The sequence below is a fragment of the Arthrobacter sp. B055-34 genome, assembly GCF_059090425.1.
Genome location: NZ_JBNHFQ010000001.1, coordinates 542712 through 568085, shown reverse-complemented (window position 1 = coordinate 568085; position 25374 = coordinate 542712). Strand labels below are relative to the sequence as shown.

The following is a 25374-nucleotide window of genomic DNA, read 5'->3' as shown; positions in this document are numbered from 1 at the left end:
GTCTCGCGGGCCGGCTACGTGGCGGGCCGGAGCGTGCTCCTGAATACCGCCCGCTTCCACCATGTCGCGGGCGGCGTCGTGTATAGACCTGTCGCTTGCCGCCCAACAGCCAGGGTAACCACTGGCATTGGTCCTCTTTGTTTAGTTTGTGAGGTCGCGTCTGTTGAGCAGGCGGGTGGCTACGGCAGCCAGGACTGCCGCGGCTCCGGTAAGGAGGAGCGCTCCGGTGATGGCGGTGATGTCCAGGTCGTCGACAGGCAGCGCCGGGGAGTGCCGGAAGGGACTGAGATTCTGCAGCCACGCGGGCAGTCGGAGCAGTTCCCCGAACTGGCCGACGACCAGGCCGGCCGCTAGCAGTCCCCAGCCCAGGGGAACGGTCAGCCGTGGCACAACGGCGAAGATCAGGGCGGTTGCCGCGGTGAATACGAGTGCCGCGGGCACATGGGCCAGGGCAGCCAGAATGATGGTTCCCCCGTTGCCGGTGGTGGTTCCCGTGGCTTCCAGCGAGACTGACGCTGCTATGCCCGCCGCGGCGGATACGGCCGTGGCCGAAAAGGCGGCGACGGCCAGATTCGCAGCCAGCCAGCGGTCGCGTGACTTCGGTGCCGCGAGCAGCAGTTCTGCCCGTGCCTCGGCTTCCTCCGCACGCATCCGCAGCATGGCCTGCACGCCGGCTGCAGCGCCAAGGACACCTGCCATACCCAGCAGCGCGGCCGCGAAGACATCGACCACGTCCGCCCGGCTTCCCGGTACCAGCCGGGCGATGAGCTCAGCCAGTGAAGGATTGCCGGCCACGGTGTCGGATACTACGGGTCCGAGCGCGCCGGCAACGGTTCCCAAAGCTGCCCCGCCCAAGGCCCAGCCGGCCAGAGTCGCGCGTTGCAGCCGCCATGCCAGGCCAACCATCGATCGGCCCGACTCGCTGCTGCGTGCCCGCCCTGCCCTGTCGGGCAGGAGGCTGGACCCGAGATCCCGCCGATGCCGAATCCGGAGAGCCAGTACTGCCAGGACGGCAGCCGCGACGGCAGGGACCAGCAGCGGTAGCGGGTCCGCAACAGTGAACGGGCGCGAACGTTGTCCCCACCCGATCGGTGAGAGCAGGGACGGCCAGGCGCTGGTGACCCTCATGAGGCCGGACTCTGCCGTTCCGAGCGCGTCGCCGATCCCCCTGAGGAGGTACGCCAGACCGACGAGGGCGGCCGCGGCACCGTTGGCCCCGCGGCCGGATGGCAAGAACTGTGCGAGCACCGCCGCGGCGGCAATGAAGAAGAAGCCTGCGGCGCCGACCGCAAGCCCGGCGACGGCTGAACCCGCGGCGGGAAGCCCGCCAGCGGCGAAACCCACGGCAGCGAACACCGATAACAGGACGTTGGCAGCGGCACCGAGCAGCAGGGTCGCGGCCAGCGGAGCGCTTCTGGCGATGGGGGAGGAGCCCAGCAGTTCTGCCCGCCCGAGTTCCTCCTCGCTTCGGGTGTGCCGGATGACCAAGAAGGTGCTCATCAATCCGGCAAGCACTGCCATGAAAGCATAGCCCTGGAAAAATACGACCGCCCCGATTCCGGTCCCATCGGGCAGCCCGCGCAGAAACAGGAAGGCCGGATTGGCGGCCGCCACGGCGATGATGCCCGCGCGCTCGGCCTCGCTGCCGAATTCGCTGCCCACCGCGGCGGCCGCAGCGAGTCCCAGCACGGAGATGCCCAGGACCCAGATACACAGCTGCCAGCGGTCCCGTCTGGCCTGGGCCACGGCCAGGCGCAGTATCGCGCCCATCAGCGGGCCTGTCCATCCAGACGGCTGTAGTGGCGCAGGAACAGTGATTCCAGTGATGGCGGCGCAACTTCAAGACCTCCGACCCCTGCCTCGGCAAGACTGGCCAGGACACCGTCAAGATCTGCTGCTTCGGCATCGAATTCAACCGTTGTACCTTCGACCCGCAGATCGTGCAGTTCCGAACGCGAGGTGACGGCTCCGGGTTCCCTCACACCGGTGGCACGCACATGCGTGCGTCGGAGATGGCGCAGGTCCGCCAGCGAACCTGTTTCCACGACCGTTCCTTTACGGATGATCGTGACCCTATCGCACAACTGCTCGACCTCGCCCAGAATATGGCTTGAGAGCAGGACTGTTGCTCCTTCAGCGCGGACACGCCGGATCTGCCGGCGGAAGACCGTGTCCATGACCGGATCCAGGCCCCCGCTCGGCTCGTCCAGCACATAGAGGCGGGCCGGTCTTGCGAACGCGGCAATGAGCGCGGCCTTCTGCCTGTTGCCCCTCGAATAGGTCCGGGCCTTGCGGCGGGGGTCGAACTCAAACTCGTCAATGAGCTGCCGGCGCAGATACTCGTCTGCGCCTCCGCGCAGCCCGGTCAGCAGATCGATCACTTCGCCGCCGCTGAGATTCGGCCAGAGATTCACATCCCCCGGAACATAGGCGATGTCCCGATGGGTGCGCACGGCATGTGCCCAGGGATCCAGGCCAAAGACCCGAACTGTTCCCGAGGTGGCACGGATATGGCCTAGCAGCACCCGCAGCGTAGTGGATTTCCCTGCCCCGTTGGGACCCAGGAACCCATGGACTTCGCCTTCGGCAACCGAAAGTCGAAGGCCGTCCAAGGCCCGGACACGACCGAAATCCTTCACGAGAGCGACAGTTTCAACAATTGACCCGGTACCCATGACCAGTCCCCTTCCGCGCAGTGCAAACGCGGCCACGAGTGAGCCAGCGTTTTGCAGGCAAATACCCGCATGCCGACCAGGCTTCCCGGCTCTCCGCTGCCCAGCCTACAAGCGGCGCATCTGCGATGGAAGAGCCCGGCCAGCTGCGACTGGGAACAGCCGCTTGCCTGGCCTTCGCCCGGTCTCGAGGCGGGACTGCTTCAATGCTATTCACAAGAAGCGGCGAAGGAGGGAGCCGCCGTCAGGTCCGCTGATGGTGGGTTGTTTCGATGATCTTGAGGGCGGCGCCCGGGCCGTCCTCTTCACGGACGAGGGCACCAATCTTTGCCGAGTTGGCCCGCAGTTCCAGAGCCTCCGCGATCGCTGGCGTCAGCCGTTCACGGGTCAGCTTCTTGTAGGGAATGGGCGCGGGGGCCAGGCCTCGGGCGGCGAGCTGCCTGGCCCAGAACGGCTGGTCGGCGACAAAGGGGACGACGATCGAGGGGATGCCGGCAGCGGCGGCCGCGTGTGTTGTCCCGGCCCCGCCATGATGGATGGCCATTAAGGCCAAAGGCAGCACCGCCGGATGGTCGACGGTGTCGACCTGCAGGACATCGTCCCCCTCCCGGTCGGCAGGGACGCGGAGTCCTCCCCATCCGGTCGCCAGGAGCACCCGGTGGCCGGTGTCCCTGGCGCTGTCGATGATCGCCTTGGCGAGCATCTCGGGATCGCCGGCGGCCATGGATCCGAACCCCGCATATAGGAAAGGCCCCTTGTCTGCGAATTCGCCGATTTCGGTCGGAGCCGGTTTCATATTCCCGGCGACGGCCCAGGCGCCGGTGAGGTAAGTTGTGGGCGGCCAATCACGGGGACGGCCGAGGATCTGCGGGCTGGCCGGAACGAAGGAGCCGGGAGGGACGGCCGGAGTGGCCGGTTTGATCCCGGCGGCGCGCGTAGCCGCTTCTGTTTCCCGGCGGAACATGGCGCCGGCGGCTCCGGCGATCCGGTAGGTGAGCCGGTTGATTGGGCCTGATCCGGACATCGGGATGCCGGGGGCAGGGAATTCGCTGGTGGGCGTCCAGGAAGGGACGGTTTCGACCCAATAGAACGGAATTCCTAGGTGAGCCGAGCCGAGTGGGGCTGTGAGGACCTTTGGGTGGGCCACAATCACATCGGGGCGTTCATCGACGATCAGGCGTAAAGCGTTCGCCAGCATCCGGCGCATGGCGGGCCGGATATACGAGCGGAACGCGCTGATGGCCAGGAGCGGAGAAACCCCCTGGGATTCGATAAGAGGACGGAAATCGACGCCCAGGCTGGCGATATTCAGGCCGGCGAGGTGCGCGCCGGAATTATCCGGTACCCCGAGCCGCACAGCGTGTCCGGAGTCCGCCGCCCGGCGCGCCAGAACAGCGAAGGGTTCCACATCGCCGCGCGTCCCAGCTGTGAGCAGCAGTATCTTCACATCAACCCCCTCACACGCAGATGGCCTATCCAAGATCATGCTGTTGCCAGCCTAGGCTGAACGCGCTGCGATGTCTGCTGGTGGCGGGAGCGCTGTTATCAGGTCTGCATGCGGTTAGTTGCCAGGCCGATGACGCACGGTGTAGGACAGGACGATGATGCCGTTCTTGAGGGCTTGAGTGTTCACCAGGTCCAGCCGCGCGACGGGACTATGCCCGAACAACAGGCTGTCCGTATCGGTCCCGCCGATGAAGAACGGGTGCACCCACAGCCGGATCTCGTCCAGCAAGCCGTGTTCCATCAGCGCTCGCCCCAGCCGGCCGAAGCCATAGGTCACGATGTCCTTGCCGGGCTGTTCCTTGATGCGCCCTACCTCGGCGGCGGGATCACCGGTGATGACGATGCTGTTCTCCCAGCTCGGCTCGGCCAGCGTCGATGAGACAACGTATTTAGTCATGCGGTTGATCTGGTCGGTATAGGGATCTCCCGATTGACCCTCCCACACCGAGGCGAAGCTCTCGAAGGTCTCTTTGCCCAGCAGGACGGCGTCGCACTGTTGCAGCAGCTCAAGCTGAAGATCCGCGCCGGCGTCGTCGTGCCCTTCGAGGGTTGGCCAGGTCTGAGGATTCTTGATGACACCGTCGAGCGAAATATAGGTCGAGTTGATAATCCGCCGCACGATGTCCTCCTGGCTCAGCGGTGCTGGCTGTCCCTCCACAGCGTACTCACCCCGGACGTAAAATGGAGCCCTCGATGAGAGGCAATTATGGCCATCACAGAATCGATCGAGCGGGGCCGCGCAGCTTGTACGGGGCATGCCTGGGACGACGCGTACCAATTCTTATCGGACGCGGACGGTGCATGCTCGCTTGAGGCTGCCGATCTTGAACGCCTCGGGGTAGCCGCCTACCTCACCGGCCGGGATGAGGCCGCCGTCGCGGATCTGGAGCGTGCCTACCAGGCGTACCTCGATCAGGGCGGGATCGAAAGATCCGTAAGGTGCGCGTTCTGGCTTGGGATCACGTTGCTGCTTCGCGGCCAGCATGCCCGTGGCGGAGGATGGCTTGGCCGGGCTCAGCGGCTGGTGGACGAAAGGCTGCCCGGCTCGGTCGAGCAGGGGTACTTGATGATTCCCGCGGGCCTGCAGGCCTTGGAGGCAGACCCAAAAAGCGCCTACGAGATCTTCGACAAGCTGGTGGCCATTGCCAATGAGTTCGACGACGGCGATCTCACCGCCCTCAGCCGGCTCGGCCTTGGCCAGGCGCTGGTCGCGATGGGGGAGGCGGCACGAGGCGTTGCCATGTTGGATGAGGCAATGCTCTGTGTGACCACAGGGGAGGTTTCTCCGATCGCAGCCGGGATCGTCTACTGCGCCGTCATACTGGCGTGCCGGAACACCTTCGACTTGGGCCGTGCCCAGGAGTGGACGGCGGCTCTGAGTGAATGGTGCTCCAAGCAGCAAGGCCTTCGGCCCTACCGGGGCCAGTGCCTTGTGCACCGCTCGGAGATCATGCAGTTGCACGGCCAATGGGACGACGCGGTGGTTGAGATACGTCGCGCCTGTGAGCATCTTTCTGCGCAGCCGGAGAACCCGGTCATGGGGATGGCCCAATACCAACAGGCGGAGATCCTCCGACTGCGGGGCAAGTACGCCGACGCCGAGCTGGCTTATCGCGAGGCCGCTGCGTATGGGCATAATCTGCATCCGGGTCTGGCCCTGCTGCGGCTGGCCCAGGGCCACGTACAAGACGCAGATGCGGCGATCCGCCGGGTGGCATCAGATGCGGCCGAGCGTCCGGTCGAGCGGGCGAAAATCCTCGCAGCGTACGTCCAGATCGCGCTCGCAGCGGGCGACACCAAGGGGGCCAGGCTGGCCGCAGAGGATCTGCAGGAGATTGCCGATCGGTTCGACTCCCCGTACCTGCAGGCCATGGCCGGATCGGTTCGTGGCATGGTGCTCGTCAGCGAAGGCGACTACACATCCGCCTGCCCCACGCTGCGCGCGGCGTGGTTGGCGTGGCAGGAGGTGGAAGCTCCCTACGAAGGGGCACGGCTCCGCGTCATCATGGCCCGCGCTTACCATGCACTGGGGGATCATGACACTGCAGAAATGGAACTCGACGCGGCGGCCCACGTCTTTGAGAAGCTGGGGGCGGCACCGGATCAGAGGGAGATCGCGGAAGTCTCGAGACGTTCGACGGCGCAGGCAGCCGGAGGACTGAGTGCCCGGGAAATCGAGGTACTCCGGCTCGTCGCCACCGGCGCCACCAATCGTGAGATCGCGAATACGTTGGTCATCAGCGAAAAGACTGTCTCGCGCCACATCAGCAATATCCTGACCAAACTCGGTCTGTCGTCACGCACGGCCGCCGCTGCCTTCGCCTACGATAACGACCTCACCTAACCCGGGCCGGCACGCCAACTTCCTGCCGAGCTGCAGCGTCTCGCACCTAGCTCCCTACACAAAACCCAGCGCCCTACACAAAATTGCCCATTGCCCTTCGTCGGGCCCGGTGGTCCGTTTTCCCGATGCGCCACCGAGCTGCCCGGTGGGATGCTCAAGCGTAAGGAACGGTTTGAAGAAGGTGAGGACGATGAACAGGAATGCAGGGAACGGGATACGGGAGCGAATGCTCGCCGCGATTCCACTGACAGAAAAGATCCGCGAGCTCAACGGCGTATCCACCGCCGTGCTGGAGGGCGGTGACGGCCCGCCGATCGTGCTGCTGCACGGCCAGGGAGAGTTTGCCGCTATCTGGCTCCGGGTGGTACCCGAACTGATGAAGACGCATCATCTGGTCATACCTGATCTGCCCGGGCAGGGCGCTTCCGAAACACATACCGGCGCACTGCTGGATGCGCAGAACGTACTGAAATGGCTCGATCAACTCATTGACGCGACGTGCGACTCTCCGCCGGTATTGGCCGGACACCTGCTGGGCGGTGCCATCGCTGCCCGGTACGCGGCTGACCACGGCCACCGCCTCGCCCACCTGGTGCTCGTGGATACTATGGGCCTGGCCTGGTACCGGCCTCCGCCGCGCTTTTCCATCCCCATGATGGGCTTTATGGCCCGGCCCACCGCAAAGAGCCGGGACCGGCTCTTTGACCAATGTTTCCTGGACCGGGAGCAGGTCCGGCAACGGACCGGTGAGAGCTGGGATACGCTGATGGACTACGCCCTCGACCGGTTCCGCACCCCAACCGTGCAGTCGACCGTGCGCCAGCAGATTACTGGCTTGGGTATGCGGCCAATCCCGGCTGCGGACTTGGCGCGGATCGACGTGCCGACAACGCTGATCCACGGGCGCTACGGACTGCAGGTGCGGCTCAAGACCGCTGAAGAGGCCGCCGCCCGTTACGGGTGGACGCTGCACGTGATCGATGATTGCCGAGACGATCCCGCCTTCGAACAGCCTGAAGCCTTCATCAACGCCCTGCGGGCGGCGTTGGAACCCGCCTGACGGATGTGGAAGCCCAGCCAGGTCGCGCTCTATGAAGAAGCCTTTGCCGGTTGATCCCGGCAAGCAAAGTACGACGCCGGCGCTCACCAAAGTGGGGAGCGCCGGCGTCGCTGTATGTCAACGTGAAACTAGGCCCGTTTGCCGTTCACGAGGCGCGGGATGCCCAACGGATTCTTTTCCTGCAGGGCCTCCGGCAGCAGGTGCTGGGGCATGCCTTGGTACGCGACCGGGCGGAGGAAGCGGCCGATGGCAGCCGTGCCGACTGAAGTGGAGCCGGAAGCGGTAGTAGCCGGGTAAGGCCCGCCATGCTGTTGGGCGTAGGTGACGGAGACGCCGGTGGGCCACTGGTTCCAGAGCACCCGGCCCGCCTTGCGCGCGAGCACACCGATGAGGCCGGCAACCCGGTCGTTCTCGGTACCGAAGACCGTTGCGGTCAATTGGCCCTCGAAGGTTTCCGCCAGCTGCTCAAGCTGCGTCTCGTCGTCGTACTCCACGACCACGGCGGTGGGGCCGAAGCATTCCTGCTGCAGTTCGTGGGGAGCGGCGAGCATTGCATGGGCAGTAGTGTGCAGCAGGGTGGGGCTGGGCGGATCGGCCAACGGGTCCGGCCCTTGGACCAGGACGGACAGCCGGCTGTCGGAGCCGAGCCGGCCGAGGACTTCCTGGTAGCCGGACTGGATGCGGGCATTAAGCAGCTTGGCCGCCGCCGGCAGAACGCTCTGGCGCAGGGCTTCGGTGAGGCCGGATCCTGCGGGGACCAGGATGGTGCCCGGTTTGGTGCAGAACTGTCCCGCGCCCGCAGTGAAGGAGGCGATGAAACCGTTGACGATGTCCGTACCGTTGGCCGTGGCGGCCGCTTCGGTAACGAAGACGGGGTTGTTGCTGCCGAGCTCGCCGTAGAACGGGATGGGCTCCGGCCGGGCATTGGCGATGTCGAACAGGGCACGGCCGCCGGGGATGGAGCCGGTGAATCCCGCAGCCTTTACGCGGGGGTCCTTCAGCGCCTCTCGACCGGCGTCCGTGCCGAAGACAACGGCGAAGATGCCCTCCGGCGCCCCTGCCGCGGTGAGCGCTGCAGCGACAATGTCCCCGGTCTGCCGGGACAGCTTCAAATGGCCAGAGTGTGCTTTCAGCACGACGGCATTGCCCGCAGCCAGGGCGGAAGCGGTGTCGCCGCCAGCCACAGAGAAGGCGAAGGGGAAGTTGCTGGCAGCGAAGACCAGCACCGGGCCAACCGGCTCAAGGACACGACGCAGGTCAGGACGCGGAGCGCCCATCGGCCAGTCCGGATCCGCGTGGTCGATCCGCGCGTCGAGGTAGCCGCCGTCGCGCAGAACTTCGGCGAAAAGGCGGAGCTGGAAAGTGGTGCGCTTCAGTTCTCCGGTGAGGCGGCCTTCGGGCAGGTTCGTTTCGGCCACGGCCGTGGGAACCAGCACCCCGGCGGCGGCGTCCAATGCGTCGGCTACGGACTCCAGTGCGGTGGCTCGTTCGGCCGGAAGCCACGCTCCCCAGGTACGGGAGGCAGTATGGGCGGCGGCCAGGATGGACTCAAGCTGATCGGCGGTGGTGGTTTCGGGGACGGTTGCCGTGGTGGCGGTCATCGATTCTCCTAGTGGTCGGTGGTGGTTTCGAGGACTTGCTCGTCCTCAAGCGTGAGCAGTTCTGACAAGGTGACAGGCACGCTGACGGGGCGTTTGGCAACGGACCGCAGCGATTCCGCGGACGCGCCTTCCTTGCCAGCGAGGCAGGAGACGGCGAAGCCGCAAACCTTGCCCTGGCACCAACCCATGCCGGTGCGGGTCATGGATTTCATGGTCCGCGCGTCGGTAGCGCACAGATGTTCCTTGGCTGCGGCGATGTCACCGGCAGTGACTTCCTCGCAACGGCAGACGGTGGTGTTGGGCCGCAGCCAGTCCTGCCATCCGGCGGGAACCGGATGGGCCAGGTGCATGGCGCGAGCGAAGGCACGGTACGTCCCCGCTTTCCGGGCGAGCCGCGCATCTGCCGCCGACGCTTCTGCAGCGGATGATTGCGCTGCCGTTGACGCCGCCGCGGCACGTCCGGCGATTAAGCCTTCGACGACGGCCAACGCCGCGCCACCGACGCCGGAGACTTCACCGGCGAGGTAGAGTCCGGGCACACTGGAGTGTTGCTGTGAATCTACGACGCCGACCAGCGAGCCGTCGTCGTCGACCCGGGTTTCGGCGCCGAGGGCAACCGGCAGCTCCATCTGGGCCGTGAAGCCCCAGCCGAAGCCCACCGCGTCCACGTCCTCGATCAGCCGCTCGCTATCTTGCATGGTCCGGCCATGGGAATCGACATTTGCGGTGCGGACGGCCTGCACCCGGTCGCGTCCGAGGACTTCCGTGACTACGGTTCGCGTGCGGTACGGGATCCGGTGCTTGAGGAAGGACTTGGCGTATTCGGCTCCCTCGAGTGCTTTGGCCGGAATGCGGGCGGCTGTGGCCAGGTGCGGGAACCAACCTGTGAGGTCGGCGGACTCGCAGACAGCGGCCACGGTGCCGCCGGCTTCGGCGATGTTCGCGGCGACCGGCAACAGGAATGGACCGGTTCCGGCGACCACGAAACGCTTTCCGGGCAGCATCCCGTTGGCCTTGATGAACGCCTGGATGCCGCCGGCGGCCATGACGCCGGGCAGGTCCCAGCCGGGTACGGGCAGTTGCCGGTCGTAGCCTCCGGCGCAGACCACCAGCCGGTTGGCTCGGACAGTCTGCGGGCCGGGCGCTGCTCGGCCCGCTTGAACGCTGGCGGTGGTGCGCAGCGTGAATCCGTTGTCTTCGCGCTGGGCCATCCATACCTGGCGGCCGGGGTAGAAGCGCAGGCTGCCGGCCGTCGCGGCTGCATCGAATCGTGCACGCAGTTGGAGGTAGGTCTTCCAGTCGTGGTGCAGGGCGCCGTCGTCCTGAGGATGCGTGTCCTCGGGGCGATGCCGCCAGAACTGGCCGCCGGGCTGGTCGTTGGCGTCAATGCAGACCACCCGCGCGCCGTGTTCGGCAGCGGTAGCGGCTGCTGCCAGCCCGGCCGGACCGGCGCCGATGATAGCGACGTCGTAGCTTTCGCTGGCGCTCATGCTTCCTCCTTGGTGATGTCAGGCCCTGCTCCATTGATGCGCATGCCGTCGGTCAGCCGTACCATGCAGGCGCGCTGGTTTGGTTCGCCGTCGACCTCCACCAGGCAGTCGAAGCAGACACCGATGCCGCAGAACAGTCCACGCGGCCTGCCCTCCTTGCGGGTGGTGCGCCATGAGGTGACGCCGTTGGCCATCAGGGCGGCGCCGACGGTGGTGCCGTTCTCGGCGGTGAGCGGGCGGTCGTTGAAGGTTGCGTTGATTTTGTGGCTCATGCGCAGGCCTCCTGGATGGTCGTGGAGCCGGACTGGAATCCGCCGAAGCGGTGGGGTGCGAAAGGGGCCAAGGACAGGTCGGGTTCCTTGCCGGCCAGGGCCTGGGCCATCAGTTTGCCCGTGCCTACGGAGAGCCCGATGCCGGCTCCTTCGTGGCCGGAGGCGTGCCAGAGCCCGGGCGCCCGTTCGTCGTGGCCGATGACCGGAAGATGATCCGGGCAGTACGGGCGGAAGCCGTGGTAGTGGCGCAGGATTTTCACCGTCTTGAGGAAGGGGAACAGCGCGGTGGCGTTCTCTGCCATGGCCCGCAGCGCAGGTACGCTGACGGTGCCATCGAATCCGACGCGTTCACGGCTGGAGCCAATCAGGATGCTGCCGGCGGGGGTTCCCTCCACCACCGGTGAAGACTGCAGGCCGGCGTCCGAGCTGCCCACGTTGTCGACGTACTCGGCGGCGTAGACCTTGTGGTGGATCATCGGCGGCAGCGGTTCGGTGACCATGACAAAGCCGCGGCGTGGTTTGACCGGGACGTTGGCACCGGCAAGCGCGGCCAGATCGGCAGCCCAGGTGCCGGTGGCGTTGGCCACCGCGCCGGCCGCGAAGTTTCCGGCGCTTGTGCGCACTCCGGTGACCTTTCCGCCGTCGTTCATGAAGCCGGTGACCTTGGTATTCGGGAAGAACCAGGCGCCGTTAGCCCGCGCCATGCGCAGCAGTTGTGCGGCCGCGAGCATGGGCTGGACCTGGCTGTCCTCGGGATAGTAGGCGGCACCAAGGGCGCCGGGGGAGATGTTCGGCTCAAGGTCCCGCAACTGATCCGTGCTCAGTTCCCGGGCGTCGACTCCGTAGCTGCGCTGGGCGGCGGTGAGCCGGTTGAGCGAGGCCAGGCTGGATTCCCGGGAGGCGACGATGATGCCGCCCTTGCCCTCGAACTCCCAGAGGTCCGCGTGCTCGGCAAGGTCCTGCTTCCAGACTCGGAGGGAATACTTAGTCAGCTCGAGCTCCGGACCGGGTTCCTTGTCCGAGACCAGGATGTTGCCTTCGCAGGCCGAGGAGGTGCCGCTGGCGGGGAGGCCTCGTTCCAGTACGGTGACGGACAGGCCTTCAAGGGTGGCGAAGTAGGCGATTGCGGAGCCGACAACGCCGGCGCCGACGACAAGGACGTCGCTGGCTGGATTCATGCGTTACTCGCTTCTGTGTGGTGGTTCTTCATCGGTGCCGCGGGCCCAGAGGCCACGGGCATGGCCGATGTGCCGGTCCATCAGGACACGGCTCGCTTCGGCGTCGCCGGCCCGCATCAACTCCAGCAGTTCATGGTGCTCCCGGGCCGAGTCAGCCAGCTTGTTCTCCCGAACCAGCGCCTGCAGCCCGTACATCCGCGTGCGGCGGCGCAGCGACGTGGCCAGCTCGGCCAGCTGGCGGTTCTCGGAGTAGGCGAGGATCAGTGCATGGAACTCCCGGTCCTTGGCCAGGTAGCCGTTGAGGTCCTCCGCCTTCGCTGCCGCCAGGCATTCATCCGCCAGCCGTTGCAGCTCGCTGAATCCCTGCTCCGGGACCGAACCGACTACACGTCCCACGGTTGGCGGCTCGATCAGCAGGCGGATTTCGGTGATGTCATCGAGCTCCTTGTCGGTGACGGCGGTAACCCGGAAGCCCTTGTTCTTGACTGTCTCAACCAGTCCCTCGCGGGCCAGATCCATCATGGCTTCCCGCACCGGTGTGGCGGACACGCCCAGCGCAGCGCCCAAGACAGGGGCGGAGACAACTTCGCCCTCCGCCAGCTCACCGGTGATGATGGCGGTCCGCAGTTTCTCCGTGACGGATTCGCGCAGGTTCAGGGTGCGGGAGAGCGGGGCAAGGGCGGAGCGGGCAGTGGCGTCCATGACGGTTCCTCCAAGGGCAGCGGTGGTGCCTAGTGGCATGATTTACTGCCTTCTTCATACACCACTGCGGCCGTAACCAAGTCCTCCCAAGCCATCCCCACGCCTGTGTAGAGGCAGCAGGTGCCGGGCCGCCGGACCAGTTTGCCGCGGACAAGATCGCGCAGGTTGGGCGGTTCTATCCGCTGCCATTCCGCCACGCTCCGGGCAGGGATAAGGTCGCCGCTCTCGCGCCACGAGGACGCTCGGCCCTCCACCACGATGTCGCTGCGGAGCACCAGCGCGGAGTCGATTTCCCGGGCATCCAGCCCGTGCTGGCCCACTGAGGCGATGATCGCCCCGTCGCGTGGCAGCCGGCCGTCGAAAAGCGGTTCGGGTGAGGAGGTGACACAAAGTACGACGTCGGCGCCGGCCACTGCTGCTTCAGGGTCGCCGGATGCGTCCGAGACACTGATTCCTTCGGCCGCGAGCGTTGCCATCAGCTCCGCGACGCGCTGCGGGCGTTTACCGACGACCGCGAAGGTTGCGTCCGCGAAGACGGCGCGTGCCGCCCGGATGTGGTTCAGGGCCTGGACACCGGCGCCGAAGACCACTACCTGCGGCGCGGTGCCGAAGCCTTCGCCGGCGGGTGCTGCTGCGGCAATGTGCTTGACCGCGGCCAGCGTTGTGGCGGGAGTGCGGATGGCCGTCAGTTCGGCGCCGTCCATCATGGCTACCGGCGCCAGGGTTGCTGAGTCGAACAGGACGTAGACGCCCTGGATCTTCTCCAGCCCGCGGGCTGGATTCGAAGGCGCAATGGTTGCCACCTTGACGCCGCTGAAGCGTCCGCCGCCTTCGGTGGGCATGATCAGGAATTCGCCGTCGGGAGCCGGGCTGAACAGCCGCTTGCTGTCCTGCTCCGGGTCCACGCTGTCCAGCAGTCCCTCCTCGATGGCCCGCACAGCCCGCTCGAAAGGAACTGCGGCGCGGACCGCTGCGGCGTCGAAATAAGGCAGGCTCATAGCAGGAATCCTTCCGGGAACGGGTCGGTGGGGTCCAGGAAATACTGGGCGGTGCCGGTGATCCAGGCGCGGCCGGTCACAGTGGGGACGACGGCGGGGCGTCCTCCCACGGTGGTTTCCTCCACCAAGCGTCCAATGAACCGGGACCCGATGTAGGACTCATTGATGAAGTCCGTGTGCAGGTCCAGTTCACCGCGGGCATGGAGTTGTGCCATTCGGGCGCTGGTGCCGGTGCCGCAGGGGGATCGGTCGAACCAGCCTGGATGGATGGCCATGGCATGGCGGGAATGTTCGGCAGTGGACCCGGGTGCTTTGAGGTAAACATGGTGGCAACCGCGGATGTCCTCCCGTTCGGGATGGACCGGCTCCGCCGTCGTGTTGATCGCATCCATGACCGCCAGACCGGCCTTGAGCAGGTCGTCTCTGCGTTCCCGTTCGAACGGCAGGCCGAGCTCGTCCAGATCAACGATGGCGTAGAAGTTCCCGCCGAAGGCCAGGTCGTAGCCGACCATGCCGAAACCGGGAACTTCCACCTTGGCGTTCAGCCGGTCCACGAAGGACGGAACGTTACGGATGGTCACCGATTTGGCCTGTCCGTCCTTGACCGCAACTTCGGCAATCACCAGGCCGGCGGGGGTGTCCAACCGGACGGTGGTGACAGGTTCGACCACCTCGACCATGCCCGTTTCCACCAAGACCGTAGCCACACCGATGGTTCCGTGTCCGCACATCGGCAGCAACCCGGAGACCTCTATATAGAGGACGCCGTAGTCCGCATCCGGACGGGTCGGCGGCTGCAGGATGGCCCCGCTCATGGACGCGTGCCCGCGCGGCTCGGTCATCAGAAGGGTCCGGATCCAGTCCGAGTTCTCCATAAACCACAGCCGGCGTTCGGCCATCGTAGCGCCGGGGATGGTGCCGATCCCCCCGGTGATCACACGGGTGGGCATGCCCTCGGTGTGGGAGTCGACGGCGTGGAACACGCGGTTGGTCCTCATGCTTGGGTTCGCTTTCTGACGGAGGTGGGTGGCTGGCCTTAGGTCCTCCGGAACACGCAGACGCGGATGCTCCGGAGGACTCTTACGCGGTGGAGTTTACTTGTAGCCCTTGGCCAGGACGTCCTTGGTGTCCTGGATGACCTGCTCGTGGTCTGTGGGGGTCAGCGGGCCGCGCGGCGGACGGCAGACGCCGCCCTTGAGCCCGACGACGTCCATGGACAGCTTGATGGACTGCACGAACTCGGTCTTGGTGTCCCAGCGCAGGAGCTTGTGCAGATCCACGTAGATCTCGCGGGCGCGCTCCAGATCCGCGAGGTTGCCGGAGGTGGAAAGCTTGTAGAGCTCAACCGTGGACTGCGGGATAGCGTTCGGGTACCCGGCCACCCAGCCGACCGCTCCGGCAATCCCCATTTCCAGCACCGTATCGTCGGTACCGATGAGCAGGTCCATCTCCGGTGCCAGCTCCTTGATTTCGTACGCGCGGCGCGGATCACCGGTGAACTCCTTGACGCCGACAATGAAGCCCTCGCCATGGAGGCGTGCGATCAGCCGCGGGGTCAGGTCCACCTTGGTGTCGATGGGGTTGTTGTAGGCGACGATCGGCAGCCCTACCTGCGCCACACGGCGGTAATGGTCGACTACCTCATCCTCGGTGGCGCGGTAGGTGTTCGGCGGAAGGAGCATGAGCGACTGGGCGCCGGCCTCGGCTGCCTGCTCGGCCCAGCGCTGGGACTCAAGGGCACCGTACGCGCCGACGCCGGCCATGACGGCGAAGCCCTCCGGTGCCGCTTCCACCGCGGTGGTGATGACGCGGGCCCGCTCCTCGGCAGTGAGGGTCTGGTACTCGCCCAGAGAACCGTTGGGTGCGATGCCGTCGCAGCCGTTGTCGGCCAGGAACTTCACGTGCTCGGCGAAGGCATCGTAGTCAACGCTCAGGTCGTCCTTGAACTGCAGCGCAGAGGCGACGAGAACTCCGTGCCAGGGTTTCTTGGTCTCAGTCATGGTGGTTCCTTTCGAAGGGGAATGCGTTGTGGTGGTGACGTAAGTAGGTGGATCCGTGATCCATGCCACTAACTATAACATGTGACATTGCACTGTTCAATGCGCGCGGTCGTTCCGTTGTAATCAAGGGGGTGGTGTCAGCGGCGGCTGCCGTTTTGGACGCCAGCACTGGAATCGTCTCCCGTGGACCTGCTGGTCTCAGTTGAGGCAGCAGCGGCGTGTGTGACGGGCTCCCAGAAATCGGCGCCGGTGATGCCCAGCGGGCGGGGGTCGAACACTGGGTCAAGGCCCAGCTTGCGCTGACGGTCGTAGTCTTTGATGACCTTCCGGACCAGTGGACTCAGCATCAGGATGCAGGCCATGTTTACCCAGCCAAGGGAGGCGTAACCGATATCGCCGATCGTCCACATGACGGAGGCGGATTCCACTGCCCCATAGAAAGTGATGCCGATCATCCCCAGCTTGAGTGTCCAGCTCAACGCGGGACCGAGCTCTCGACCGGCAAGAAAAACCAGGTTGGTGTGCGCAATGTAGAAAAACGCCACCAGCGTGGTGAAGGCAAAGAAGAAGAGCGCGATGGCGACGAAGCCGGGGCCGAAGCCCGGCAGTACCGCGTCCACCGCCTCCTGGGTGTAGGCGGAGCCTGCCTCCACACCGGGCACATTGGAGACAATCGCGTCCCCGTTGTCCGCGAACACGTTGTAGGAGCCGGTCATGACGATCATGATGCCGGTGGCAAAGCAGACGACTACGGTGTCGATGAAGATGGAGAAGGACTGGACCAGCCCCTGCTTGGCCGGGTGGCTGACAGATGCCGCGGCGGAGCCGTACGTGCCTTCGCCGACGCCGGCCACGTTGGAGAACACCGCGCGCCGCACGCCCCAGGCAACCGCGGCACCGGCGATTCCGCCGAATACCTCGTTCATGCCGAAGGCGCTGGAGAAGATGAGCCCCAGGGTGGGGAGCAATTGGTCGATGTTGAACAGGACCACGATGACTGCGGTGAGGATGTAGCCGACGGCCATGATCGGGACCATGAACTGTGCTGCGCCGACCACGCGCTTGGTGCCGCCGATCACCACGAACCCGAGCAGAACGCTGACGCCCACCGCCGTGATCCAGGTAGGGATATTGAACGCGTGTTCCAGGCTGGATGCGATGTTGTTGGACTGGACACCCGGGAAAAGAAAGCCATATCCGAGCATGGTCATGACGGCCAGCAGCGCTGCCAGCCACTTGATGCGGAGCCCGTACCTGACGTAGAAGGGCATGCCGCCCCGGTGCTCGCCGTTGATCTTGCGTTTGAAGACCTGGGCGAGGGTGGACTCGGCGAATGCGCTTGCCGAACCGAGCAGTGCGCACACCACCATCCACAGCAGGGCGCCCGGGCCGCCGGCAGCGACGGCGGTGCCAACACCGGCGATGTTGCCGACGCCCACCCTGCTCGAGATGGTCAGAAGCAGAGCCTGCAAAGGCGAGATGCCGCCGTCGTCCGCTTTTGGTTTGAATATCTGGCGCACCGTGTCAGGCAGTAGCCGGAACTGGGCGGCGTTGGTGATGACGGTGAAGAAGAGGCCGACGGCGAGCGCGAAGTAGGCCATGGGATTCCACAGTCCATCGCTAATAGCGACGAGGGTTTCCATATGTTTCCTTTGGTTGTTCGGGCAACTGCGTTTTTAGACGTTCTGTGTGGTCTGTGCGGTGCGGGCTGCCGCCTCGGCGTCCACGTCCCGCAGCGACTTGCCTCGTGTCTCCTTGGCGAAAGAAACAGCCACGATGGAGATCGCTGCGGCGGCAACCAGGTACAAGGAGATCGGGATGGATGAGTCGAAGCGCTCCAGGAGGGTGATCGCGATCAGCGGGGCGAGGGAGCCGGCCAGGATCGGGGCGAACTGATAGCAGAGCGAAAGCGCCGTATAGCGGACATTGGTGGGGAACATTTCCGCCATCAGTGCCGAGTAGGGGGCGTAAGTCAGGGATTCGATCGCCAGCCCCATGCTGATGGCCAGCATGATGATCCAGGCGTTGCCCGTATCCATCATGGGGAATCCGACGAAACCCCAGAAGGCGGTGAGGACCGCGCCGGTCAGGTAAACGGGTTTGCGTCCGATGAGGTCGGAGAGGTATCCGACGAGCGGAATCAGGAAGAAATGCAGCGCGTGCGCACCGAGCATGAGCAGCAGGATCTTGCTGGTATCCATCTCGACGACGAGCTTGAGATAAGTAATGGAGAACGTGACGACAATGTAGTACAGAATGTTCTCGGCGAACCGGGCGCCGATCCCGATCAGGACCGCCCGCCAGTGATAACGCAGGACATGGGCCACGCCCGGCTGGGATTCCTGAAGTTCTGCCTGGCGTGCCTGCGCCTCCTTGAAGATGGGGGCGTCATCTACCTTGGTGCGGATCCAATATCCGATCAGGACCACGACGGCGGAGAACCAGAAGGCCACGCGCCAGCCCCAGGAGAGGAAGGCTTCCTCGGAGAGTCCCGTGGAGAGACCCAGCAGGACCAGCGTCGCGACCAGGTTTCCTGCGGGAACGCCGGCCTGCGGCCAGCTGGCCCAGAAGCCACGGCGGTTATCCGGGCTGTGCTCGCTTACCAGGATGATGGCTCCGCCCCACTCTCCGCCGAACGCAAAGCCTTGAATCAGACGGAGCGTGACCAGCAGGGTGGGCGCCCAATAACCGATGACGTCGAAGGTGGGCAGGCAACCCATCAGGAAGGTGGTGACGCCGACGACGATGAGGCTTAACTGCAGCAGTGCCTTCCGGCCAAGCCTGTCGCCAAAGTGGCCGAAGACCAGTCCTCCGATCGGCCGCGCTGCGAAACCAACGGCGTACAGTGCGAAGGCCGCGATGATGCCGTCCACGGGATTGCCTGTCTGGCGGAAGAAGTGCGTGCCGAATACAAGCGCGGACGCGGTGCCATAAAGGAAGAATTCGTACCATTCGGCAACAGTGCCGGCCATGGCTGCTGCCACGACTCGTTTGAGGCCCGAGGGCGGTGTGGCCGACGGTCTGTCACTTATCGGCACAGTGTCGAGGGCTTGGTCGGCGGGCGGGGGTAAGCTCATGGAGGCTCCTGGGGGATGAAGGTAGTCACAGTTGATTGTGGGCTGTCTCACTGTCTGTAAAATGGTACATGTCACATATGGGTCTGCCAACACCTTTGGACTGTTCATTTTCGAAGCGGAACGCCGGCTTCCGGTGAACCGGGCTGGACTAACTGCCGCCGTTGGCCGCGGGGTGGTTCAGCGGCGGGCTGGTATTTTTTCTGGCAGGAGCGTCAGCACAACAGGGAGGCCAGGACACGAATGACGACGACGCTGAGGATCGAGCCGGAGGCAGTACTGCCCGCAGATGTCCGGCAGTTGCTGCAGGAACACTTGGCGGACATGCACTCAATCTCGCCGGCGGAGAGTGTGCACGCCCTCGACGTCGACGCGTTCTCCGCGCCGGGGATCGCCTTCTGGACCGTGCGGGACGGACAGATGCTCCTCGGTTGCGGCGCGTTGAAGGAGCTCTCGCCGAAGCAGGGCGAGATCAAGTCGATGCGCACGGCTTCCGGCGCCCGCCGACGCGGAGTCGCCACCGTGATGCTGGCCCATCTGCTCGGCGTCGCACGGGACCGCGGCTATGAGCGTGTCAGTCTTGAAACCGGCTCGGACGAATTCTTTGCCCCGGCACGGCGGCTCTACCGGAGCCACGGCTTTGTTGAATGTCCGCCGTTTGCCGACTACCGCCTGGATCCCCACAGCGTCTTCATGACCATGCGCCTGGGCGCGTCACCGGCGTCGTAATTCCTTGACGGCGGTATTCAGCCGGCGTGGATGGCGGGACGGCGGTCCGGATCCGGCTCGTTCTCGCGGATGATCTCGCGGACCACCGGCGCCGTGTCGCCCTGACCCAGCAGCAGGTAGCGCATCAGGTGGGTGAGCGGATTGCCTTCCGACCACTCGAAGTAGGCGTGCGGCCGTACCCCGGTGGCATCGCGCAGGGCCAGCAGGATGGCGGCGATCGCATTGGGCGCCGCGGGGCTCTTCACGCGCAGGATGCGGTGGCCGCCGACATCGGTGCCGCGGACGTGGAGCGCGTCGCTGAAGCTTGACGGGTCGCTGACCTCGATCTCCAGGAACAGCACGTCCGCGCTGCCCGGCACCGGGTTGATGCTGCGCTGGGCCGCTTCCTTCATGGCGTACTCCTGTTCGGTGGCCACGTGCGGCTTGTGCGCAATCATGTTCAGCCGGTTATCGTGCACCAAGGAATCCGTGATGAACCGCCGTGCCGTTTCATCGAACTCGATCCGGTCGGCGCGCAGCTCGGTGGTCCGGGTGACCCGGGAAACCAGCGACACCGCGATGATGCCGCCAATGAAGAACGCGGAGATCATCAGGCCGTCCGGTTTTTCAACAATGTTGGCGATCAGCGCATACACCAGGACCGCGGACAGCACCGTGAAGGCCAGCCCCGCCCGTCTTTGTCGCCGTCGTACGGTGGAAATAGCGACGGCGACCGACGCCGAGACCATCATGGCCAGGATCCCCGTGGCGTAGGCGCCGGCCTGGGCATTGACGTCGGCGTTGAACGCGATGGTGATCAGGATGCTCACGCCGGTGTAGACCAGGACCACCGGCCGCACGGCGCGGCTCCACTCCGGGGCCATGCCGTAGGAGGGCAGGTAGCGCGGGACGATGTTGATCAGGCCGGCCATGGCGGAGGCACCGGCGAACCACAGGATCAGGATGCTGCTGATGTCGTACGCGGTGCCGAAACCGTCGCCGAAGCGCTCGTGCGCCAGGTAGGCCAGCGCTCTGCCGTTGGCCTCGCCGCCCTCCGCGAAGGCGTCGGCGGGGATCAGCAGGGTGGTGACGAAGCTGCTGCCCAGCAGGTACACGCTCATGATGACGGCGGCGGCCGTGAGGAGTTTGCGGGTGTTGCGGACGCGGGAGGCAAGCCGCTCCCCGGGAGTCCGCCCCTTCGCCGCAACCAGGGGCATCATGCTGACGCCGGTTTCGAAGCCGGAGAGCCCCAGGACCAGCAGCGGAAAGGCCAGCAGCGCCGGGAGCACCAGGCCGCCGAGGCCGCCCGGGGCCGTGGTGAGGGCGTCCGTCCAGCCGGCGAGCACGCCCGGCGTCGTGAAGACCTCGAGCACGCCCGCGCCGATGATGACGGCGTTGAGCCCCAGGAAGACGGCCACCAGCGGGATGGCCACGGCCACGGCCTCGGTGAAGCCGAGCAGGAACACCCCGCCGAGGATGAGCAGCAGGACAATTGTCACGGGGACGGGGTGGCCGCGGATGACATCGGGCGCGTAGGGGTTTTCCAGGAGGTGGACCGTCGCGTCGGCCGAGGAGAGCGTGATGGTGATGATCCACGAGGTGGCGACGAAGCCCAGCAGGATCAGCACAAAGATCTTGCCCCGCCAGAACGGCAGCAGGTGCTCGAGCATCGCCACCGAACCCTGCCCGTGCGGGCTCGCCTTCGCCACCCGGCGGTACATCGGGAGCATGCCGAGCAGCGTCAGGGCCACGATCAGCAGCGTGGCCAGCGGAGAGAGCACGCCCGCGGCCAGCGCGGCGATCGCCGGCAAGTACGACAGCGTGGAGAAGTAGTCCACCCCGGTCAGGCACATGACCTTCCACCACGGCTGCTGGGTGCCGTGGGTTTCCGGACCCGCCGGTCCGACCGGGTGGACAACGTGCGCCGTCAGCCAGCGTGAGACGCCGTGGGCGGGCTTGTGCTGCGGGCCCGGCCGGGGAACGCTGGCGGGGATGGAGTACTGAGTGGAAGTGGCCACTGTGATGCCTCTTTCTGGTCCGGATCCGGTGGGGATCCGGGGCAAAAGCCTACAACTGTACAACGCCGAAAAGGCCGGAACTCCGCGATGCAGGGCGTTAAGAATTCATCAAAATACGACGGCGGCGCGGGGCTGTCCGCGGGTGAAGCCGCGCAGGCGGAGCTTGGACAGTGCCTGTAATGCGGGGCTGCGACAGCGGGCGGTCCGGTCGGGCAGAATGGGCGCATGACGGACATCGTGCCGGAGCGCGAATGCGTGCTAGTCGGGCTCAGCGGCGGCCCCGAGGGGCAGGCCCTCATTCGCAGGGCGGCACGGATCGTCGCCGGGAGGGCAGGCAGCGAACTGCACGCCGTCCATGTTCGGGCGACGGGCAGGGCGGGAACCGAATCGCCCAAGGAACTGGACCTGCAGCGCAAGCTGGTCACCGAGCTCGGCGGCACCTACCACACGGTCGGCGGCGGCGACCCGGCGCAGACCCTGCTCGACTTTGCCCGCAGCATCAGCGCCACCCAGATTGTGGTGGGAGTTCCCCGTGGCGGCCGGACCAACGGCGTCACCACGGCCGGCGTTTTCAGCCGGGCTAATCTGCTCAGCCGCGCCAATCTGTTTAGCCGGAGAAGCATGTTCAGCCGGGGGACGGGCGCCCGGCTCGTCCGGGCTGCCGGGGACATCGACGTGCATCTGGTCGCGCAGGAACACGGCGGCAGCTACAAGCCGGCCCGCCGACCGAATGACCTGGGCCGGCTGCGGCTGGTTGCAGGCTTCGTCCTGGCCGTGCTCCTTCCGCCCGCGCTGCAATACCTGCTGGGGCATTGGCCGCATGACCATTTCGCCACCGACCTACTCATCCAGCTGACCGGCACCATCGCCGTCGCGCTGCTGGGCGGACTCTGGCCCGCCGTCACCACCGCGGTCCTGAGCAGCGTGATGGTGAACTACTTCGCCGTCCAGCCGGTGGGCAGCATGGACATCCGGGACCCGGAGAACATCCTCACGCTGCTGGTTTTCCTCGCCGTCGCGGTGGCGGTATCGCTCGTCGTCGGGCTTTCGGCGCGGCGCAGCCGGGAGGCATCCGCGGCCGGGGCGGAAGCGGCGGCGCTGGGGGAGCTGAGCCGCAACGCGGTGGCCACCCAGGAGAGCGTGCCGGAATTCCTTGAGCGCGTCCGCGAACATTTCCAGAGCGACGGCGCCGGGCTATACGTCCGCAAAGATAACGACGGCGAACCGGACGCCTGGCACCCGGTGCACAGCGCCGGCGTCGTACCTTCGAAACTGCAGGACGCGGACAACCTGGAACGCATGGACGCCACCCGGACGCTCGCACTGACCGGGCGGATCCTCAACCAGCGGGAGCGGCGGCTGCTGACCGCGTTCGGCGCCCACCTGCTGGCCATGCTGCAGCGCGACCAGCTGATGGCCAGCCGCCGTGACGTACAGCGCCTCGCGGAGGGAAACCAGATGCGCACCTCCATCCTCCGGGCGGTCTCGCACGATCTGCGCACGCCGCTGGCGGGCATCAAGCTGGCGGTGAGCAGCCTGCGCCAGGACGCCGTCCAGTTCCCGCCCGAGGAAGAAGCGGAACTGCTTGCCACCATCGAGGACTACACGGACCGGCTGGACTCGCTGGTGGGCAATCTGCTGGACATGTCGCGGATCACCGGGGACTCGATGGCGCCCCTGATCCGCCCGGTCCACTGGCAGGACGCCGTCGCCGACGCACTGCGCGGACTCCCGTCCGAGCACGTGCTGGTCGATCTGCCGGATAACATGCCGCCCGTCGACGCGGACCAGGGCATGCTTGAGCGCGTCATCGCCAACATCGTGGAGAACTCGCTGAAGTATGCCCGCGGATCGGACGTGCGGATCACCGGCCTGATCGGCGGCATGGGCAGCGCCACCGTCGACGGCCGCCCGGCCAGCGAACTGCGGATTATCGACGCCGGACAGGGCGTGCCGGCGGAACAGGTGATTAGCATGTTCCGGCCGTTCCAACGGCTCGACGACGCACCCGCCGGCACCGGGATCGGGCTCGGACTGGCCGTGGCCAAGGGCTTCACCGAGGCGATGGGCGGCAGGTTGCTGGCCGAGCACACGCCCGGCGGCGGGCTGACCATGGTCATCCAGCTGCCGCTCTCGACCGGGGTCTGAGCCAGTGAGCGGATTTGGGCTACAGCTGTAGGCGCGGTCGCAACGCGTCGTCGAGCTTTGCCATTACGCGTCCCAGATCGCGTGATCTCCAGATGCTTCCTCGTTCCAAGCCGCCTCATAGTCCCGCTCCAGCTCGGGAAGGCGCAGCATTCCTACGGCGTGGTGCAACGCGGCCGACCTCGATAGGAGGCCCTTTGAGCGAACGAACTCGTCGAGTATTGCGACGTCCTCATCCGGCAAACTGATGCTCAGTTTCATGCCACAATGCTGCCTGCACGTTGTAAATACGTAAAGAACCGACCCGGTACCGTCAGGAAACCATCAACACCGGACTTTGAGGGAGTTCTGCGGCGTTGACTTGAAGAGACGGGAAATGCGCAAGGCGGGGGACTACCTCATCGGGCACGGCAGCCCGTCCGAACAGATGGAGTTCGCCTGATGGAAGCGGAGTTGTGGCAGATCCTGTTGGTGCTGGCCGTGGGCGGAACGGCGCTGGTTCTCCTGATCCGTTCGCTGCTCCGGTCAGGCAGGTGGTGGCGCTGAGCGATGCGGCGCTGAGCGGCTGGCTACGCTGAGGGCGGCAAAACCAGTTCCGCCCTGACAGAATGGCTCCAGCATAGTGCCCGACCGCACGGTAGAAGGAGCCCCATGACCAACGTGCTCATCGTCGACGACGAGCCGCAGATCCTTCGCGCCTTGCAGATCAACCTCAACGCCCGGGGCTATCAGACCCTCCCGGCGGCGGACGGCGCCACCGCGCTGGACCAGGCAGCCAAGCACGCTGTCGACGTCGTTATTCTGGATCTAGGCCTGCCGGACATGGACGGCATCGATGTCATCCGCGGGCTGCGTGGTTGGACGGACGTGCCGATCATCATTCTCTCGGCGCGGCATGCCTCGGACGAGAAGGTGGACGCGCTGGACGCCGGGGCCGACGACTATGTCACCAAACCTTTCGACCTGAACGAGCTGCTGGCCCGGGTGCGCGCCGCCACGCGCCGGTTAGGAGGCGCCCCGGAGAGCCCCACCGTGGAGACCTCGGACTTCGAGATCAGCCTGATCGATAAGCGCGTCACCCGCGACGGAGTGGCGGTCCGGCTGACGCCGATCGAGTGGAACATTCTGGAACTGCTGGCCCGCAATCCCGGCAGGCTGATCTCCCAGCAGCAGGTCCTGACCCATGTGTGGGGACCCGCCTACACGAAGGAAACCCAGTACCTGCGGGTGTACATCGCACAGCTGCGCCGCAAGCTCGAACCGGACCCGGCGAAACCGCGCTACCTGCTCACCGAAGCGGGGATGGGCTACCGCTTCGAACCCGGTACTAGCTGACCCGGGACCGCTTTCTACTCGCCGCCACCGCCGCCACCGGAGTCGCAGGAGGAGCTGCCGGAATCGTAGAAGCCGAGCCCGCCAATGGTCCCGGCCCCGTATGCTCCGGGTCCGACCCAGCCGACATCGGCGCGACGGGTGGCCCGGTCACGCTTGGCTGCCACGCGGTTAGCGCGGGTTGCCAGTAGCAGCCACACGACGGCGCCCACTACGAGGACGATCATGACAATGGCGAACTCCATGTGGACTCCTGTCGTTGGCTTCAGCGTAG

At 65.9% G+C, this 25374-nt stretch carries 22 protein-coding genes; 5 read left to right on the top strand and 17 right to left on the bottom strand.

Annotation, left to right across the window (positions count from 1 at the left end; translation table 11 throughout):
• Positions 1 to 141 precede the first annotated feature (141 nt).
• The 4 genes from AC5RWO_RS02525 to AC5RWO_RS02510 all read right to left on the bottom strand — a co-directional run bounded on the left by AC5RWO_RS02525 (position 142) and on the right by AC5RWO_RS02510 (position 4797).
• Positions 142 to 1770, bottom strand: a complete 1629-nt coding sequence (locus AC5RWO_RS02525; RefSeq protein WP_498729137.1) for an efflux permease Rv1217c-related protein — start codon at positions 1768 to 1770, stop codon at positions 142 to 144.
• Positions 1770 to 2675, bottom strand: a complete 906-nt coding sequence (locus AC5RWO_RS02520) for an ABC transporter ATP-binding protein (protein WP_498729136.1) — start codon at positions 2673 to 2675, stop codon at positions 1770 to 1772. Before AC5RWO_RS02520 ends, AC5RWO_RS02525 begins: the two co-directional genes overlap by 1 nt.
• Before the next feature lie 241 nt (positions 2676 to 2916).
• Positions 2917 to 4119: a glycosyltransferase gene (locus AC5RWO_RS02515; protein ID WP_498729135.1), complete on the bottom strand. Its 1203-nt coding sequence runs from the start codon at positions 4117 to 4119 to the stop codon at positions 2917 to 2919.
• Between the two features lie 114 nt (positions 4120 to 4233).
• Positions 4234 to 4797, bottom strand: coding sequence for a dihydrofolate reductase family protein (locus AC5RWO_RS02510; protein WP_498729134.1), 564 nt, complete (start codon positions 4795 to 4797; stop codon positions 4234 to 4236).
• 87 nt (positions 4798 to 4884) lie between these two features.
• Between AC5RWO_RS02510 and AC5RWO_RS02505 the strand changes: the two genes are divergently transcribed.
• Positions 4885 to 6522, top strand: a complete 1638-nt coding sequence (locus AC5RWO_RS02505) for a LuxR C-terminal-related transcriptional regulator (RefSeq protein ID WP_498729132.1) — start codon at positions 4885 to 4887, stop codon at positions 6520 to 6522.
• 190 nt (positions 6523 to 6712) lie between these two features.
• Complete coding sequence (locus AC5RWO_RS02500; RefSeq protein ID WP_498729130.1) at positions 6713 to 7582, top strand: alpha/beta fold hydrolase; 870 nt, start codon at positions 6713 to 6715, stop codon at positions 7580 to 7582.
• A gap of 128 nt (positions 7583 to 7710) precedes the next feature.
• On the opposite strand, the gene AC5RWO_RS02495 is transcribed toward AC5RWO_RS02500, so the two are convergent.
• From AC5RWO_RS02495 to abaF, 10 genes are all read right to left on the bottom strand, one after another.
• Positions 7711 to 9183 (bottom strand): aldehyde dehydrogenase (NADP(+)), encoded by a 1473-nt coding sequence (locus tag AC5RWO_RS02495; RefSeq protein WP_498729128.1) that lies wholly within the window; start codon positions 9181 to 9183, stop codon positions 7711 to 7713.
• An 8-nt stretch (positions 9184 to 9191) separates the two neighbouring features.
• The gene (locus AC5RWO_RS02490) at positions 9192 to 10673 is read right to left on the bottom strand and encodes an FAD-dependent oxidoreductase (RefSeq protein ID WP_498729126.1); all 1482 of its coding nucleotides are present in this window, start codon (positions 10671 to 10673) and stop codon (positions 9192 to 9194) included.
• Positions 10670 to 10945 (bottom strand): (2Fe-2S)-binding protein, encoded by a 276-nt coding sequence (locus AC5RWO_RS02485; protein WP_498729124.1) that lies wholly within the window; start codon positions 10943 to 10945, stop codon positions 10670 to 10672. The genes AC5RWO_RS02490 and AC5RWO_RS02485 overlap by 4 nt, the downstream gene beginning before the upstream one ends.
• Complete coding sequence (locus AC5RWO_RS02480) at positions 10942 to 12123, bottom strand: NAD(P)/FAD-dependent oxidoreductase (RefSeq protein WP_498729122.1); 1182 nt, start codon at positions 12121 to 12123, stop codon at positions 10942 to 10944. Before AC5RWO_RS02480 ends, AC5RWO_RS02485 begins: the two co-directional genes overlap by 4 nt.
• 3 nt (positions 12124 to 12126) lie before the next feature.
• Complete coding sequence (locus AC5RWO_RS02475; RefSeq protein WP_498729121.1) at positions 12127 to 12864, bottom strand: GntR family transcriptional regulator; 738 nt, start codon at positions 12862 to 12864, stop codon at positions 12127 to 12129.
• Positions 12855 to 13823 carry an ornithine cyclodeaminase family protein gene (locus AC5RWO_RS02470; protein ID WP_498729119.1) on the bottom strand — a complete coding sequence of 323 codons (969 nt, stop codon included), beginning with the start codon at positions 13821 to 13823 and terminating at the stop codon, positions 12855 to 12857. Before AC5RWO_RS02470 ends, AC5RWO_RS02475 begins: the two co-directional genes overlap by 10 nt.
• Entirely contained in the window at positions 13820 to 14821 is a 1002-nt protein-coding gene (locus tag AC5RWO_RS02465) for a proline racemase family protein (RefSeq protein ID WP_498729117.1), read from the bottom strand. The genes AC5RWO_RS02470 and AC5RWO_RS02465 overlap by 4 nt, the downstream gene beginning before the upstream one ends.
• Positions 14822 to 14917: 96 nt before the next feature.
• Positions 14918 to 15823 (bottom strand): dihydrodipicolinate synthase family protein, encoded by a 906-nt coding sequence (locus AC5RWO_RS02460; RefSeq protein WP_498729115.1) that lies wholly within the window; start codon positions 15821 to 15823, stop codon positions 14918 to 14920.
• Positions 15824 to 15960: 137 nt separating this feature from the next.
• A complete protein-coding gene (locus AC5RWO_RS02455; protein WP_498729113.1) occupies positions 15961 to 17466 on the bottom strand; it encodes an alanine/glycine:cation symporter family protein in 1506 nt (501 codons plus the stop codon).
• A gap of 33 nt (positions 17467 to 17499) precedes the next feature.
• A complete protein-coding gene (gene abaF / locus AC5RWO_RS02450; protein WP_498729112.1) occupies positions 17500 to 18900 on the bottom strand; it encodes a fosfomycin efflux MFS transporter AbaF in 1401 nt (466 codons plus the stop codon).
• Positions 18901 to 19140: 240 nt separating this feature from the next.
• Here abaF and AC5RWO_RS02445 point away from each other — a divergent pair, with 240 nt between their 5' ends.
• Positions 19141 to 19626, top strand: coding sequence for a GNAT family N-acetyltransferase (locus tag AC5RWO_RS02445; protein WP_498729110.1), 486 nt, complete (start codon positions 19141 to 19143; stop codon positions 19624 to 19626).
• Between the two features lie 17 nt (positions 19627 to 19643).
• Here AC5RWO_RS02445 and AC5RWO_RS02440 read toward each other — a convergent pair whose 3' ends face one another.
• Positions 19644 to 21623, bottom strand: coding sequence for an APC family permease (locus AC5RWO_RS02440; RefSeq protein WP_498729108.1), 1980 nt, complete (start codon positions 21621 to 21623; stop codon positions 19644 to 19646).
• A 225-nt stretch (positions 21624 to 21848) separates the two neighbouring features.
• Between AC5RWO_RS02440 and AC5RWO_RS02435 the strand changes: the two genes are divergently transcribed.
• Positions 21849 to 23771, top strand: a complete 1923-nt coding sequence (locus AC5RWO_RS02435; RefSeq protein WP_498729107.1) for a DUF4118 domain-containing protein — start codon at positions 21849 to 21851, stop codon at positions 23769 to 23771.
• Between the two features lie 63 nt (positions 23772 to 23834).
• Here AC5RWO_RS02435 and AC5RWO_RS02430 read toward each other — a convergent pair whose 3' ends face one another.
• Positions 23835 to 24029 (bottom strand): ribbon-helix-helix domain-containing protein, encoded by a 195-nt coding sequence (locus AC5RWO_RS02430; protein ID WP_498729105.1) that lies wholly within the window; start codon positions 24027 to 24029, stop codon positions 23835 to 23837.
• A gap of 390 nt (positions 24030 to 24419) precedes the next feature.
• Here AC5RWO_RS02430 and AC5RWO_RS02425 point away from each other — a divergent pair, with 390 nt between their 5' ends.
• On the top strand, positions 24420 to 25103 hold the full coding sequence (locus AC5RWO_RS02425; RefSeq protein WP_498729104.1) for a response regulator: 684 nt from the start codon (positions 24420 to 24422) through the stop codon (positions 25101 to 25103).
• 14 nt (positions 25104 to 25117) lie between these two features.
• Here AC5RWO_RS02425 and AC5RWO_RS02420 read toward each other — a convergent pair whose 3' ends face one another.
• Positions 25118 to 25345, bottom strand: coding sequence for a hypothetical protein (locus AC5RWO_RS02420; protein ID WP_498729102.1), 228 nt, complete (start codon positions 25343 to 25345; stop codon positions 25118 to 25120).
• Positions 25346 to 25374 lie beyond the last annotated feature (29 nt).

What these genes read in the sequence shown, in the direction of transcription:
- AC5RWO_RS02485 (WP_498729124.1), bottom strand. Translation starts at nt 10,945, where the DNA reads ATGAGCCACAAAATCAACGCAACCTTCAACGACCGCCCGCTCACCGCC.
- abaF (WP_498729112.1), bottom strand. Translation starts at nt 18,900, where the DNA reads ATGAGCTTACCCCCGCCCGCCGACCAAGCCCTCGACACTGTGCCGATA.
- AC5RWO_RS02470 (WP_498729119.1), bottom strand. Translation starts at nt 13,823, where the DNA reads ATGAGCCTGCCTTATTTCGACGCCGCAGCGGTCCGCGCCGCAGTTCCT.
- AC5RWO_RS02495 (WP_498729128.1), bottom strand. Translation starts at nt 9,183, where the DNA reads ATGACCGCCACCACGGCAACCGTCCCCGAAACCACCACCGCCGATCAG.
- AC5RWO_RS02460 (WP_498729115.1), bottom strand. Translation starts at nt 15,823, where the DNA reads ATGACTGAGACCAAGAAACCCTGGCACGGAGTTCTCGTCGCCTCTGCG.
- AC5RWO_RS02475 (WP_498729121.1), bottom strand. Translation starts at nt 12,864, where the DNA reads ATGCCACTAGGCACCACCGCTGCCCTTGGAGGAACCGTCATGGACGCC.
- AC5RWO_RS02420 (WP_498729102.1), bottom strand. Translation starts at nt 25,345, where the DNA reads ATGGAGTTCGCCATTGTCATGATCGTCCTCGTAGTGGGCGCCGTCGTG.
- AC5RWO_RS02520 (WP_498729136.1), bottom strand. Translation starts at nt 2,675, where the DNA reads ATGGGTACCGGGTCAATTGTTGAAACTGTCGCTCTCGTGAAGGATTTC.
- AC5RWO_RS02490 (WP_498729126.1), bottom strand. Translation starts at nt 10,673, where the DNA reads ATGAGCGCCAGCGAAAGCTACGACGTCGCTATCATCGGCGCCGGTCCG.
- AC5RWO_RS02430 (WP_498729105.1), bottom strand. Translation starts at nt 24,029, where the DNA reads ATGAAACTGAGCATCAGTTTGCCGGATGAGGACGTCGCAATACTCGAC.
- AC5RWO_RS02480 (WP_498729122.1), bottom strand. Translation starts at nt 12,123, where the DNA reads ATGAATCCAGCCAGCGACGTCCTTGTCGTCGGCGCCGGCGTTGTCGGC.
- AC5RWO_RS02435 (WP_498729107.1), top strand. Translation starts at nt 21,849, where the DNA reads ATGACGGACATCGTGCCGGAGCGCGAATGCGTGCTAGTCGGGCTCAGC.
- AC5RWO_RS02525 (WP_498729137.1), bottom strand. Translation starts at nt 1,770, where the DNA reads ATGGGCGCGATACTGCGCCTGGCCGTGGCCCAGGCCAGACGGGACCGC.
- AC5RWO_RS02445 (WP_498729110.1), top strand. Translation starts at nt 19,141, where the DNA reads ATGACGACGACGCTGAGGATCGAGCCGGAGGCAGTACTGCCCGCAGAT.
- AC5RWO_RS02500 (WP_498729130.1), top strand. Translation starts at nt 6,713, where the DNA reads ATGAACAGGAATGCAGGGAACGGGATACGGGAGCGAATGCTCGCCGCG.
- AC5RWO_RS02425 (WP_498729104.1), top strand. Translation starts at nt 24,420, where the DNA reads ATGACCAACGTGCTCATCGTCGACGACGAGCCGCAGATCCTTCGCGCC.
- AC5RWO_RS02465 (WP_498729117.1), bottom strand. Translation starts at nt 14,821, where the DNA reads ATGAGGACCAACCGCGTGTTCCACGCCGTCGACTCCCACACCGAGGGC.
- AC5RWO_RS02455 (WP_498729113.1), bottom strand. Translation starts at nt 17,466, where the DNA reads ATGGAAACCCTCGTCGCTATTAGCGATGGACTGTGGAATCCCATGGCC.
- AC5RWO_RS02505 (WP_498729132.1), top strand. Translation starts at nt 4,885, where the DNA reads ATGGCCATCACAGAATCGATCGAGCGGGGCCGCGCAGCTTGTACGGGG.